The 14,013-nt window shown below is 59.8% G+C and carries 12 protein-coding genes; 5 read left to right on the forward strand and 7 right to left on the reverse strand.

The genetic code is table 11. The annotated features are described in order from the left end of the window. Positions 1 to 214: 214 nt before the first annotated feature. Complete coding sequence (locus tag IEQ42_RS19645; RefSeq protein WP_150595529.1) at positions 215 to 523, reverse strand: RcnB family protein; 309 nt, start codon at positions 521 to 523, stop codon at positions 215 to 217. Positions 524 to 835: 312 nt separating this feature from the next. Here IEQ42_RS19645 and IEQ42_RS19650 point away from each other — a divergent pair, with 312 nt between their 5' ends. From IEQ42_RS19650 to IEQ42_RS19665, 4 genes are all read left to right on the forward strand, one after another. Continuing rightward, a complete protein-coding gene (locus tag IEQ42_RS19650; protein ID WP_210704766.1) occupies positions 836 to 1,432 on the forward strand; it encodes a LemA family protein in 597 nt (198 codons plus the stop codon). Positions 1,433 to 1,454: 22 nt separating this feature from the next. Then, entirely contained in the window at positions 1,455 to 3,410 is a 1,956-nt protein-coding gene (locus tag IEQ42_RS19655; RefSeq protein ID WP_210704769.1) for a M48 family metallopeptidase, read from the forward strand. A gap of 528 nt (positions 3,411 to 3,938) precedes the next feature. After that, positions 3,939 to 5,231: an MFS transporter gene (gene tcuC / locus IEQ42_RS19660; RefSeq protein WP_210704771.1), complete on the forward strand. Its 1,293-nt coding sequence runs from the start codon at positions 3,939 to 3,941 to the stop codon at positions 5,229 to 5,231. A 12-nt stretch (positions 5,232 to 5,243) separates the two neighbouring features. Next, entirely contained in the window at positions 5,244 to 6,011 is a 768-nt protein-coding gene (locus IEQ42_RS19665; protein WP_210704773.1) for a substrate-binding domain-containing protein, read from the forward strand. On the opposite strand, the gene IEQ42_RS19670 is transcribed toward IEQ42_RS19665, so the two are convergent. After that, a complete protein-coding gene (locus IEQ42_RS19670; RefSeq protein ID WP_210704774.1) occupies positions 6,001 to 6,915 on the reverse strand; it encodes a LysR family transcriptional regulator in 915 nt (304 codons plus the stop codon). The genes IEQ42_RS19665 and IEQ42_RS19670 overlap by 11 nt on opposite strands. Positions 6,916 to 7,099: 184 nt before the next feature. Between IEQ42_RS19670 and IEQ42_RS19675 the strand changes: the two genes are divergently transcribed. Then, positions 7,100 to 8,908: a monovalent cation:proton antiporter-2 (CPA2) family protein gene (locus tag IEQ42_RS19675; protein ID WP_210704776.1), complete on the forward strand. Its 1,809-nt coding sequence runs from the start codon at positions 7,100 to 7,102 to the stop codon at positions 8,906 to 8,908. A gap of 149 nt (positions 8,909 to 9,057) precedes the next feature. On the opposite strand, the gene hcnC is transcribed toward IEQ42_RS19675, so the two are convergent. The 5 genes from hcnC to IEQ42_RS19700 form a co-directional block, all read right to left on the reverse strand. Continuing rightward, entirely contained in the window at positions 9,058 to 10,317 is a 1,260-nt protein-coding gene (hcnC, locus tag IEQ42_RS19680) for an NAD(P)/FAD-dependent oxidoreductase (protein ID WP_210704778.1), read from the reverse strand. Next, complete coding sequence (gene hcnB / locus IEQ42_RS19685) at positions 10,310 to 11,719, reverse strand: FAD/NAD(P)-dependent oxidoreductase (RefSeq protein WP_210704780.1); 1,410 nt, start codon at positions 11,717 to 11,719, stop codon at positions 10,310 to 10,312. The genes hcnC and hcnB overlap by 8 nt, the downstream gene beginning before the upstream one ends. Continuing rightward, positions 11,716 to 12,030, reverse strand: coding sequence for a (2Fe-2S)-binding protein (locus IEQ42_RS19690; RefSeq protein ID WP_042562120.1), 315 nt, complete (start codon positions 12,028 to 12,030; stop codon positions 11,716 to 11,718). The genes hcnB and IEQ42_RS19690 overlap by 4 nt, the downstream gene beginning before the upstream one ends. Positions 12,031 to 12,543: 513 nt before the next feature. After that, positions 12,544 to 13,485, reverse strand: a complete 942-nt coding sequence (locus IEQ42_RS19695) for a hypothetical protein (protein WP_150595539.1) — start codon at positions 13,483 to 13,485, stop codon at positions 12,544 to 12,546. A 191-nt stretch (positions 13,486 to 13,676) separates the two neighbouring features. Beyond that, the gene (locus tag IEQ42_RS19700; RefSeq protein WP_210704903.1) at positions 13,677 to 14,006 is read right to left on the reverse strand and encodes a YdcA family protein; all 330 of its coding nucleotides are present in this window, start codon (positions 14,004 to 14,006) and stop codon (positions 13,677 to 13,679) included. Between the last annotated feature and the right edge of the window lie 7 nt (positions 14,007 to 14,013).

Consider the following 14,013-nt stretch of genomic DNA (forward strand, 5'->3'; position numbering starts at 1 on the left):
ACAGCACGATCAGAGGAAAGAGCCGTGAATTAAAGACAAGAAGGGTCTGTTTTTCGGCCGACTTGGATTTTTTGAACCTCAAGCAGCGAGGGCCTCAAAAATCGGTGGGTACTTCAGACCTTCCTTAATGAACTCGGCAGCAAAAACACATCGGGTTACTTCGCACGGCGTCGTATTGCAATTCGCCCTCCCTGGCCAATTGTTACCTGATGGACTACCGCTCTACCGGCTGCATCTCGACAATGGTCCCGTTGGTGATCATCACCATCACGTACTGATCATTGATCTGCACCCACTGCGCTTGCTCAACCGGTGCTTTCAAACCTTTCGCTTTCCAGTTTTTCAAGGCTTTGTCACTGCGCTGATAAACGTCTGGCGCGCGGTCGTTGATCTTTAGTTCGCGATCGCTGACGGGGGACTGGACGGAGGGGTCATTCGAGGTTTGCGCCGCTTGAACAATCGGGCTGATCCCGGCAATGCCGGCGACCAGGGCCAGGCTGGCGAATAGGGTTTTGCTGTTCATCGGTGAACCTCCAGAGATATGTGTTACCTGAACTCCGACTGCACAGCGCCGAAATCATTCCTTGTTTTTTGTTTGGACTGGCAGGGGGATTTCTTTCGTTAGACAGGCCGTCATCGCCGGCAAGCCAGCTCCCACAGGTTTCGATGTCGGTTACAAAACTTGAACTGCCTACAGATCTGTGTGGGAGCTGGCTTGCCAACGATGGGGACGGCACTTCCAATACTTTGCAATGCCCGAAAACGCGGCTGCCGCGAGCAGGCGTTTGCGCTAACATGCCGCGCCCCTTTCTGCCGCGTGAACAAGGACATCACCGTGAACAGCACCCTCATTATCATTCTGGTCGTTGCCGGGCTCCTCGCCCTCTATGCCATCAAACTCTTCAACGATCTCGTCGCCCGACGTAACCAGATCAAAAACGCCTTTGCGCAACTGGAAGTACAACTCAAGCGCCGCTACGACCTGATCCCCAACCTGGTGGCCACCGCCAAGGGTTACATGGCTCATGAGCGTGAAACCCTGGAGGCCGTGATCGCTGCGCGCAACACTGCGCTGGCCGGATTGCAGGCAGCTCAGGCGCAGCCGGGCAATGCGCAGAACATGGCACAACTGGGTCAGGCCGACGGCGCATTGAGCAGTGCCATGGGCCGGCTGAATGTCACGGTCGAAGCCTACCCGGATCTCAAAGCCTCACAAAACATGCAGCAACTGAGCGAAGAGCTGAGCAGCACCGAAAACAAAGTCAGTTTCTCCCGCCAGGCCTACAACGATGCGGTGATGACCTACAACACACTCAAGCAAAGTTTCCCCGCCGCCTTGTTCGCCCCGCTGTTGGGCCACGGTGCTGATGCATCGCCGCTGACGTTTGCCGACAGCGCGGCCATTCAGGAAGCTCCAAAGGTTTCGTTCTGACCCCTGGCCAACGGATGGCGAAATGAATTTTTTTGAACAACAGCGTCAAGCCAAGCGACGCACCCTGCTGCTGATTTTTTTGATGATGCTCGCGGTACTCAGCCTGATCGCGATGTCTTGCCTGCTCATGGTCATTCCGGTCGAGGATGGTGACGGAAACGTCATTATCGATCTGGAGCTGAATCGGCAACTGGTCGGCACCGTGTCGGCGGTGATCATCAGCATTGTGTTGATGGGCAGTCTGTCGAAACACTGGGAGTTGTCCGAGGGCGGCAAAGTGGTTGCGCGGCGTCTCGACGGCCGGCTGATCAACCACAGCGCGCAGACGCTCGAAGAGCAGCGTTTGCTCAACGTGGTGGAAGAAATGGCCATCGCATCCGGCACCGCCGTGCCCTCGGTGTACTTGCTGCCCGATCTGGGCATAAACGCTTTCGCTGCGGGACTCACGCCACAGAATGCGGTCATCGGCGTCACCCAGGGCGCGATCAATCTGCTGACCCGCGAAGAGCTGCAAGGGGTGATCGCCCATGAGTTCAGCCATATCTATAACGGCGACATGCGCCTCAATACGCGGCTGGTCGCCATCGTCCACGGGATCATGGTACTGGGGTTGACCGGCTCCTATATCCTCCAGGGCACGGAGCACGTCGGTAAAACGCCAGTGAGTCGCAACAAGTTCGTGGCCATCCCGATGTTGATCGGCTTTGCACTGTTGATTGTCGGTATCACGGGGACGATATTTGGCAATCGGATCAAAGCTGCAATCAGTCGGGAGCGCGAGTTTCTGGCCGATGCCACCGCGGTGCAATACACCCGCAATCCGCAAGGCATCGCCGGTGCGTTGAAGAAAATTGGCGGTTATGAACTCGGCTCGGCCATCAAATCCCCCCGGGCCGAGGAATACAGCCACCTGTATTTCGGCCCGGGCGCCACAAGCTCTGACTCGTTGGCATCGCATCCGGATCTGAATGAGCGAATCCGCCGGGTCGACGCGCAATGGGATGGCAGCTTCAGCAAGATCGCAGCACCGCTGACCGAGACCCGGCCCACTGTCGTTCTGCCCGTACCCGATGCGTTCGGCGGCGTGCCTGCTGCGGCCATGGCGGTGCTTTACGACATGAACTCGATTCAGGCTTCCGTTGCCGCCATCGGCGCGCCGCAAGCCGAACATCTGATCGAAGCGCGGCGCATGCTGGAAGACATTCCGCAATCGCTCAAAGCGGCGGCACGCACTGTCGACGGTGCGGAGGCCATCGTCTATGGACTGCTGCTGTCGCGCTCGGTTTCCTTGCTGGGCGTGCAACTGGAGATACTGCGCGAGGCAATCGACGACAGTATGTTCAGCACCCTGAACCTGCTGCGCGAACCTTTGTCGTCGCTCAATCCTGGCCTGCGTCTGCCATTGCTGGACCTGGCCATTCCAAGCCTGCAACAACTTGGCAAAAAACCCTTCGCCAAGGTCAAGCACAATCTGAATCGGTTGATCGAAGCCGACAACGAAACCGAGCTGCTGGAGTGGACGTTGTTACGGATTGTCGAGCGCAATGTAGAGGGCGCCGCACCAGTGCAATTCAAGTTTGGTTTGTTCCAGTGCGCCGAAGAGCTCATGGCGCTGCTCACCGCACTCGCCCGCGCCGGGCAGCAGAACATGCCGGCAGCATCGCAGGCATTGCAATTTGCCTGGCAAGGCCTGACGTTCGAACGGCCGCAGGAAATGCGCGTCGAGCTGGAGGAACTGACGGGGCTGGAAGCGGCGATCAAGCGTCTGCGCCACCTCATGCCAGAGGAGCGGCCCGCCCTGCTCAACGCCATGACCCGATGCGTGATGCACGACGGCGTGATTACCGTGGCAGAGACAGAGGTGTTTCGCGCGGTGGCGGATTTGCTCGATTGCCCGCTACCGCCATTGCTGACTGCGCAGGCCTTGGCGGATGACAGCGGTAGCGAGCCTGCTCGTGACGAAGTCAGCGTCGCCTGACCCACCGCCATCGCTGGCAAGCCAGCTCCCACAGGGATCCAAGGTGAGCTCACTATTTGTGCACATTGCAAATACCTGAGGGCTGGAACGCCAGCCCCAAAGGATGGGTAATGCATTCAACAGTTGTGCACACCTCAAAAACCTGTGGGAGCTGGCTTGCCAGCTCCCACAGGGATCCACGGTGAACTCACTATTTGTGCACATTGCAAATACCTGAGGGCTGGAACGCCAGCACCAAAGGATGGGTAATGCATTCAACAGTTGTGCACACCTCAAAAACCTGTGGGAGCTGGCTTGCCAGCGATGAGGCCGGTACAGGCAACATCTCCATCGCCTGAACGCACGCCTTCGCGAGCAGGCTCGCTCCCACCGTTGATCGCAATGCCAGGCCATTGATTCACTTTCGGCATCAATCCATGCCAACAATGCAATTAACAGATTGTTACAACTGCGCCACCATCCGCCTCAATAAAAACCGTGCGCCGCCTCCCCGTAGCGCACGTCATAAAAGCGGTGGAGTTCTTTTCTATGACAGCCTCAATCCCACACGGCGGCTCGCGGGCCGGTGCCATTTTCCGAGTGACCTCGGGTAACTTCCTCGAACAGTTCGACTTCTTTCTGTTCGGCTTCTACGCCACGCAGATCGCGGCGGTGTTCTTTCCGGCGAGCAGTGAATTCGCCTCCCTGATGATGACCTTTGCAGTGTTTGGCGCAGGTTTCCTGATGCGTCCGCTGGGGGCGATTGTGCTTGGCGCCTACATCGATGATGTCGGTCGGCGCAAAGGGTTGATCGTCACCCTGTCGATCATGGCCAGCGGCACGATATTGATTGTATTGGTGCCCGGTTACGAAACCATCGGCCTGTTCGCCCCGGCGCTGGTATTGATCGGGCGGCTGTTGCAGGGTTTCTCGGCCGGTGCGGAACTGGGTGGCGTGTCGGTGTATCTCTCCGAGATCGCCACGCCGGGCCGCAAAGGTTTTTTCACCGCGTGGCAATCAGCGAGTCAGCAAGTGGCGATCATCGTCGCGGCTGCCTTGGGTTACGCGCTGAACGCGTGGATGGCGCCGGACGTGGTTGCCGATTGGGGCTGGCGGATTCCGTTTTTCATCGGCTGCATGATCGTCCCGTTCATCTTTTTCCTGCGCCGTAATCTGGCGGAAACCGAAGAGTTCGCCGCACGCAAGCACCGCCCGAGCATGGGCGAAGTGTTCCGTACCCTCGGCCAGAACTGGAGCGTGGTGCTCGGCGGGATGCTGATGGTCGCCCTGACCACCACCGCGTTTTACCTGATCACCGTGTACGCGCCGACCTTCGGCAAAACCGTGCTGCACCTGAGCACTTCCGACGCGTTGCTGGTAACACTGTTGGTGGGTGTGTCGAACTTCTTCTGGCTGCCGATCGGCGGCATGTTGTCCGACCGCATCGGTCGTCGTCCGGTGCTGATCGCGATGTCGCTGCTGGCCTTGGCCACGACCTATCCGGCGCTGTCGTACCTGGTGCAGGCACCGAGTTTCAGCCACATGCTGCTGTCGCTGTTGTGGCTGTCGTTTATTTACGGTTTGTACAACGGCGCGATGATTCCGGCGCTCACCGAGATCATGCCGGTGGAAGTACGCGTCGCCGGTTTCTCCCTCGCCTACAGCCTGGCCACAGCGATTTTCGGCGGTTTCACGCCGGCGATGTCGACCTTCCTGATTCAGTACACCGGCGACAAAGCCGCGCCGGGTTACTGGATGAGCATCGGCGCGCTGTGCGCATTGCTCGCGACGCTTTACCTCTATCGCCGCGCAGGCGGCCGTCTGCAACCGGCTACTGCATAAGGAACCACGACCATGAAAAAACTGTTGAATCTGGGCGCCCTCGCCCTCCTCGCTTTCAGCGCCCTGGCGCACGCCGAACAAGTAAACGTGATGACCTCGGGCGGCTTCACCGCGGCCTATAAAATCCTCGGCCCGAAATTCGCCGCGGCCACGGGCAACACCCTCGACACCCAGTTCGGCCCGTCGATGGGCAAGGCGCCAGAGGCGATCCCCAATCGCCTCGCGCGTGGCGAGCACGCCGACGTAGTGATCATGGTCGGCTACGCCCTCGACGAATTGATCAAACAAGGCAAGGTCGACCCGGCGTCGCGGGTAGAACTGGCGGACTCGCGGATCGGTCTGGTGGTACGCGCTGGCGCGCCGAAACCGGACATCAGCAACGTCGAGAGCCTGAAGAAAACCCTGCTTGACGCGCAATCGGTGGCGTACTCCGACAGCGCCAGCGGCGTGTACATCGAGCAGCAGTTGTTCAAGAAACTCGGCATCGAAGATCAGTTGAAACCGAAGGCGAAGATGATCGCGAAAATCCCCGTGGGCTCGGTGGTTGCCACGGGTGATTATCAACTGGGCTTCCAGCAGGTCAGCGAATTGCTGCCGGTGCCAGGCGTGAGTTTTGTGGCGAAGATTCCAGAGTCGGTGCAATCGGTGACGCGCTTCGCTGCGGGTATTCCGGTCAACGCGCAACATCCCGCCGAGGCCAAAGCGTTACTCGCCTACCTCGCTGCGCCGGCCGCACAAGCTGACGTGCAGGCGACCGGGCTGGATTCGGTCAAGCGTTGATAATCGGCGGCTGGACTTTCATTTCCTCCACCAGCCGCTCCAGTTCCAGTGCCGCCGGGGTCAGCGTACGATCCCGGCGCTTGATAATGCCAACGCTGCGCATCACTTGCGGATCCGTCAGCGGTATCCGCGTCAGGATCGGATGATCCGGCCCCGGCATCGCCATCAGCGGCACCGCCGCTACGCCCAACCCTGCCTCCACCAGGCCAATCATCGTTGTCACATGCCGGGTTTCGCAGATGCTCTGACGCTGCGGCACCACGCTGCTCAAGGCCTGATCGAGTAAAAAACGGTTGCCGGAAGTCTTGTCCAGCGAGATGTAATCCTGCTGGTAGAACTCGTCCCACGTCACGCTGTTGCGCCCGGCCAACGGGTGATCGCGACGACACGCCACGACATAGCACTCCTGCACAAGCGGCTCGAAGTCGACTTTGGCATCCTGCGTGCCCATAAAACTCAAACCGAAATCGGCCTCGCCATTGACCACGGCGCTCAATACGTCGTGGGCGCTGGCGTCGAGGACTTTGACCTTGATGCGCGGGAATTGCTGGTGATAGCGCGCAACCACACGCGGCATGAAGTAGTACGCGGCAGAGGGCACGCAAGCGACGGTGACGTGGCCCAGTCGGGTCGAGGCAACTTCGCTGATGCCCAGCAGTGCAACGTCCAGATCGTCCAGCAAACGTTCGACACTCGGCATGAAACCGCGACCGGCCTGGGTCAGGCTGACTTTGCGCGTGGTGCGCTCGAACAGTTTCACGCCAAGGGCGTCTTCAAGCTTCTCGATGCGTCGACTCAAGGCCGGTTGCGAGAGTCGCACGGTGTCGGCGGCTTTGCGGAAACTGCCCTGCTCGACCACGGCGCGAAAGGCTTGCAGATCGTTGAGGTCGAAGTTGATGGCCATGGCGGGACTCGGGGATTGATTCGCTTGGGTTATAAATGTAACCAATTGATGCAATATGTTACAGATCTGAATTACCCCGTGTAGGGGGATTGTGTTGATCATCCGAATCAGGGGGATTTGGTTTGACGAGGTTTCAGCCTTTATCCTTGTCGCCCCCCGCCGTGCCGTTGTCAGGAGTAAACCCATGCCCCATGAAGGCAATTTGTTGCAAGCCGCCGTTGTTTTTCTGCTCGCGGCGGTGCTCACCGTACCCTTGGCCAAACGTCTGCAATTGGGCGCGGTGCTTGGTTATCTGTTTGCCGGGGTGATCATCGGCCCGTCGGTGCTGGGCCTGATCGGCAATCCGCAGAGCGTGGCGCACATCTCGGAGCTGGGCGTGGTGTTGCTGCTGTTCATCATTGGCCTTGAGCTGTCGCCGCGACGCTTGTGGGTGATGCGCAGATCGGTGTTCGGTGTGGGTCTGGCGCAGGTGCTGCTGACCGCGTCGGTGATTGGCGTGCTGGCGTTGGCCGTGTTCGGCCAGCCGCTGAACAGCGCGATTGTGCTGGGCCTCGGTCTGGCGCTGTCGTCCACCGCGTTCGGCCTGCAAAGCCTTGCCGAGCGCAAGGAGCTGACCAGCCCCCACGGGCGCCTGGCGTTTGCCATTCTGCTGTTTCAGGACATCGCTGCGATCCCGTTGATCGCGCTGGTGCCGATGCTGGCCGGTGTCGATCATCACACCAGCACTGCCGACGATGTACGGCACAGCCTGCAGGTGCTCGGTGGTATTGCTGTGGTGGTGATCGGCGGGCGCTATCTGTTGCGGCCGGTGTTTCGCGTGGTGGCGAAAACCGGTCTGCCGGAAGTGTCGACTGCGACCGCGCTACTGGTGGTGATCGGCACCGCGTGGCTGATGGATCTGGTCGGTGTGTCGATGGCGCTGGGGGCATTTCTTGCCGGTTTGCTGCTGGCCGATTCTGAATATCGCCATGAACTGGAAGCGCAGATCGAACCGTTCAAAGGCCTGCTGCTGGGGCTGTTTTTCATCAGCGTCGGCATGGGTGCCAATCTGAGTCTGTTGCTCAGCGCACCGATTACCGTGCTGGGGCTGACGCTATTGTTGATCGGCTTGAAACTGCCGTTGCTGTTTGTGGTGGGACGTCTGGCCGGTGGCTTGAACAAGGTCAGTGCGATTCGCCTCGGCATCGTGCTCGCGGCGGGGGGTGAGTTCGCGTTTGTGGTGTTCAAGATCGGGCGCGATCAGGGTCTGTTCGAGCCGCGTCTGTATGACCTGCTGGTGCTGACCATCACCCTGTCGATGGCCGTGACGCCGTTGTTGCTGTTGCTTTGCGCAAGGCTGGTCAGCCCAAAAGTGCAACCGGTGGAAGTACCCGAGAAATTCCGCGAAATCGATACGGACACGCCGCGCGTGGTGATCGCCGGCATGGGCCGGATGGGGCAGATCGTTGCGCGGATTCTGCGGGCGCAGAACATCAAGTTTGTCGCCCTCGACACCTCGGTGGAAACCATCGAACTGTCGCGCAGTTTCGGTGGTGTGCCGGTGTTTTATGGCGACCCGATGCGCGCGGAAATTCTGCATGCTGCAAAGGTCGGTGAAGCGGAATATTTTGTGATCGCCACGGATGATCCGGAGACGAATATCAAGACCGCCGAGGTGGTGCGCAAGCTCTACCCGCACATGAAGATCATCGCTCGGGCCCGTAACCGTCAGCACGTTCACCGCTTGGTGGATGTTGGCGCCGAGGCGATTCGTGAGACGTACTACTCAAGTCTGGAAATGAGCCGGCGCACGCTGGTTGGCCTCGGGCTGACCCAGGCCCAGGCCGATGCGCGGATCAAACGCTTCAAGCACCACGACGAACAGGTGCTGGAGGCGCAACACGCAGTGTATGACGACGCAGCCAAAGTCCTGCAAACCGCCCAGGAAGCCCGGGCGGAACTGGCGCGTTTGTTTGAGTCGGATCAACTTGAAGAAGAATCGCGCAAAACCTGAGAGATTAGGCGCCGCGCAGACCGCCATCGCTGGCAAGCCAGCTCCCACAGGATTCAGCGTCGTATACAAAATTTCGATACGACTCGGCCACTGTGGGAGCTGGCTTGCCAGCGAAGAGGCCGGCCTGTTCAACATCAATCTTGCTCAGGTCAGGCAGGTTCTAACTCGAGCGTCTGCTTGACCGGCGCTGTCTCGAAGCGATCCGCCAGAAACGGCGTGATGTCCAAAGGCAGCGGCTCGTCGTTGACCATTTTATCCAGCAGCACACCGGTAATGGCTGAGGTCAGAATCCCGGTACGGAAGTGCCCGCACGCATTCAGATATCCCTCCACTCCACGCATTGGCCCAAGAATCGGCAACTCATCCGGCGAACCTGGACGCAGTCCCGCCCAGGTGCGTTTGAGGTTGACGTGCGCAAGCTCCGGCAGGCAGCGCACCGCCCCCTGCACCAGCCCGGCGATTTCCGGGTAGGTGGTGGTGACGTCGAAGCCTTTGTCTTCGGTGGTGCTGCCGATGAGGATCTCGCCGTTGTCCTTTTGCGCCACGTAGCAGTCGCTGGTGGTCAGGCAGCCGTTGAGGATTTTCGGCATGCGCTCGGTCAGCAGAATCTGCCCTTTCACCGGTTTCACCGGAATGCGGATGCCGGTCGCCCATTCGCTCAAGTCCGCCGCCCAGGCACCGCCGGCATTGATCAGCGTCTTGCAGTGGAACACGCCCTCCTCAGCCGTTTGTACGCCGGTGACCCGTGTACCGTGGTGCAACACGCCTGTGACGTTGGTGTTGACGAAGATATCGACACCATTCTGCCGCGCGCCTTCCATGTAGGCATCGGCGAGGCGGAACGGGCTGACCTGATGGTCGCAGAGAAACTCCAGCGCCCCGCGTGCTTCATGACTGACGCTGGGCTCGGCTTCGCGCAGTGCGGCTTGATCGAGCCAGCGCACCTGATCGGCCAAATGCGGAATGCAGCCGACGATATGTTCGGCGTAGAGCCGGTCTTCATCGTCATAAATCACGAATTTGAGCCCGGTCTTTTCGAACTTGAAATCCATGCCGTGATTGTCTTTCAGTTCACGGTGCAGCGCCGGGTACAGCGCGTTGGACTGCAAGGCAAAATCAAAGAACGACTCTGGCAGGATGTGCGGCGTGCTGGCGTCCACCGCCACCGCCGCGCCCTGGGTTGCGCGCTTGCGGTTGGCCGACATCATGCGGAAGAAAATCACCCCGCACCCCAGGCCCACCGACTCGCCGATCGCCCACAAACCACCGGCTGACGCGCGGGTCGCATTGCCCGGACGCTTGGCGTCGATCAAGGCCACCTTGAGGTTTTTGCGTTTGGACAATTGATAGGCGCAGGACGCCCCGATCACACCGCCGCCGGCGATGACCACGTCGTAGAACTTACTCATGGGAAGCGGCCTCCGTGCCGACAGACTGGAATGCGGAAAATGGAATCGGATCGATCGGAAAGCGCGGGCGCAGCCAGCCGACATCCTGGCGTCCGGTGGACTGGCGCAAGCGGTCGCTGCAGTAGCCAACGCACATCCGCCCCTGACAGTCGCCCATGCTCACGCGGGTGCGCATTTTCAGGCTGGCAATGTCTTGCACGCCCTGCTCCAGCGCCAGATCGATGTCGGCGCGGGTCGCGTGTTCGCAGCGGCAAATCACTGTGTCGGCGTTCGGCAATGCGGTCTGGCCAACACCGCGTTCGGTGTAACGATCCACCGCCGCGCGAAAACGCACGATGGATTTGAGTTTGCCCAGATAGCGGTCGCGGCGAACCTGCGCCAGATCCGCGTCGAGCACACCGCGTTGCAGCAGGATAGACGTCGCCGCGATCTTGCCGGCCAGCATCGCCGCTTCACCACCGCGAATCCCGCCCATGTCGCCGGCCAGATGGATGTGAGGCTGGTTGCTTTGCTGCCAGACATTTGAATGGGCGCGCAGATAACCGTCGTCGCTGAAGCCGTGATCCAGGCCCATTTGCTGACTGAGTTGGGTGCGCGGAATAAACCCGTAACCGACCGCCAGGGTCTGCGCCTCGAAGCGCTCGACACGGGACATGTCCGGCGTCCAGCTCTGCGAGTACGGCGCGACACTGACGCTTTTCAGTTCGCCTTCGCCGTGGGCTTCGACCACACCCCAGCCGTAATTCATCGCGATGCCGTGCAGTTTCAGGTAGGCGAGCATGCTCAAGCCGTCGAGGAACAATTGCGGCTTGTTCAGCAACGCCAGGCTTTCGCGGGCGATCTTGCCGAACGCGCAGGCCTCATACACGCCCGCGACTTTGACGCCCGACGCATGCAGTTGCGTCGCCACCAACGGCAGCAGTGGGCCGGTCCCCGCGATAATCACCGGGCCTCGCGGTTTGACCACGCCACTTTTGATTTGCAGTTGCAGGCCGCCGAGCAGAATCACCCCTGGCAGGGTCCAGCCGGGAAACGGCACGCTGCGCTCATGGCAGCCGGCCGACAGCAACAACTGTGGATACTCGATCTCGTGAAGCTGCTCGTCAGCGTCCAGCACTACCAGCGCGCGGGTGCCTTCGGCGCCGACCACGCGGTGATTGAGGCGCACGTCGATCAACCCCGATTGCTCCTGGAATTCACCATGCAGTTTGCCCAGCGATTCGGAGTAACGTGGCCCGAGATAGTCCAGCTGCACGCCGTCACGCAGCGGCCCGCGATAGACCACACCGCCGAGGCGCGAGGCCTCTTCCAGCAAAGTGCAGCGCACGCCATGTCGCGCCAGTTCGATGGCCGCCGCCATCCCCGCCGGACCACCGCCGACGATCACCGGTTGCAGACTCATACGACCTCCTGCCCGGCGATGCGGTTGACTTGGGTTTCGATCTGCATGCCATCACGCACGACGGTCTGGCAGGCACGGCGTTTATGCCGGCCATTGATTTTCACCAGGCAGCACTGGCACACGCCCATGCCGCAGTACGCGCCGCTGATCTGATCATGATCGTTGCGCGCAATCTGGCGCACGCCGAGGGACTGGATAACGCTGAGGACGGTTTCGCCGATGGCGGCAGTGACCGGTTGACCGTTGATGTGCACGGTCATATCCGCCTGCGCCAAGGGCTGGATATCGAAGGTTCTTTCTAGGCAGTGCATTGCGATGTTCATCCGTGAAAAGGTTCGGTTGAGGTTGTGTCAGCTCCTTGCTGCACTACACCTTGCGTCCCGTTTGATTCTTGGCTCGGGCGGGCTCGCGAGGTACTCCGTCAGCGCAACGAGGTGCGCGCGAGAACAATGTAGTTCATGTTTTAGCAAAGGCCTGGATCATTTACGTTAGGCGATATCGCCAGCTGAAATATTGATCCAGGTCGGGGAAAAGCACTGTCATTTGAAACCGCTACAGTCCCTGTGGGAGCTGGCTTGCCAGCGATGGCGTTCATCCAGTTAGCAAATATGCCAGCAGATAAACCGTCATCGCTGGCAAGCCAGCTCCCACAGGGGTTTCATGATGTCTGAAATGTAAAAAGCCGCTTCTACCCGAAGGCAGAAGCGGCCGAGGCATGAGCCTCAATAGAGCAATTAGTGTACGAACAGCGCAATCAGGATGATGATCGGGATCGGAATACCGAGGAAAAACAGCAGTAGTGAGCGCATGGTGATTCTCCCTGTTTAACGAACTGGAGGCAGTGTGGAGGTAGTGGTGTAGGTGTCGACTTCAACGTACTCGACCGCATCCCGACGACGACCGCCGAAGATGGCTGCAAAGCTTGCGAAGAACGCACCGGCCAACAGCGCAACGAACATCCACAGCGAGGTCATGGCAGCGACTTTCGCGGCGGTATCGGCGGCTTGCTGAGCTTTCAGCTTGGCGTCGGCAATGGCTTTCTGAGTGCGGGCATACACTTCATCGACACGACGTTCGGCGTCGGCCTGACTCAGGTTGGTCCGCTGTGCAACCAGTTGCGCGAGGTAAGTGCGGTCTTCGGCGCTGAGCTGACCATTGGCCAGACTCTCAGTGAAGATCCGGGCCACTGCGCCGTGTGCCGCGTCATCACTGACGGACGCTGGACGGTCATCGCGGAACAGGTTGTCGATGTAGTAACCATACTGGTTGCTGTCGGTATTGGCTGCAGCCGTGCCGGCCGCCTGGGTCATGGCGCTCGCTGCACCACCGGCAACACTGGCACCGGCCTGAACGCCGCCGCTGATGACACTGCTGACCGAGCCAACGACCAGCACCGCCGTCACCAAGGTCGCCACACACCAGGCAAGGAAGCCATGGGCGGTGTCGCGGAAATACACCTCGTCACCGTGCATGTTCGCCCACTTCACCCGCAGGCGGCCGGCGATGTAGCCACCCAGCCCGGAAGCGATGATTTGCGTCGCCGCCAGCCAGACGATCGTTGAAATACCCAGGCCCTTGGCGCTGACGCCCTCCCCGGCCCAAGGTGAAACGGCAGAGAAACCCAACCCGAAGCCCAGCAGCACCAGAATCATCGACAGTGCAGCGGCCGCCGCGGCACCTGCGAAGATCGCGCCCCAGGATACCCCTGAAACGTTGCTCGACTCTCCTTCGTAGGCAGCATAAAAACCATCAGAGGATCTATTCATTGTTGTAGTGCTCCAGGCATGAAAAATGTCGTTACAACTCGTCGGGTGAGGAATTGCAGCGACCGTGCCAGTTGCGCGAATTTAATAAATCCTTTTATTTCAAGACGTTAGAAAATCTGAACTTCTGAGGACGTTGCAAATTGCAACAAGTGGCTGAATTCAGCGGGTTTTATGCATTGGCCAAAAGACGATCACTTACGCTTGTAACTCTTGTTGCCACTGGGGGTAAGACAGTACACCCCGCCCCGTGGCCCGGTGCAAAACGAACCCGTGCCACAGGCGCATCCATCGTCGCTTTGCAGCAGCGTTTGCGGTCGGCTCTGGCCCTGGTTGCCGTACATCGCCGTACAGCTTTTCTTCGAGCCACTGATAGAGCCGTCATTGCACAGAAACAGGTCGCCGTCGCAGCGATCAATTCCACCTTTCTTGCCCGAGCACGGGGTATTGGCGGCGACTGCCGAAGCGCTGAGCAAGGCCAGCAGCACAGCGAAAAAAGGCATCCAGCCAAAGCGATTGAACATGCGCACG

It is taken from the genome of Pseudomonas iridis, assembly GCF_017980685.1.
In the GTDB taxonomy this organism is placed as follows: domain Bacteria; phylum Pseudomonadota; class Gammaproteobacteria; order Pseudomonadales; family Pseudomonadaceae; genus Aquipseudomonas; species Aquipseudomonas iridis.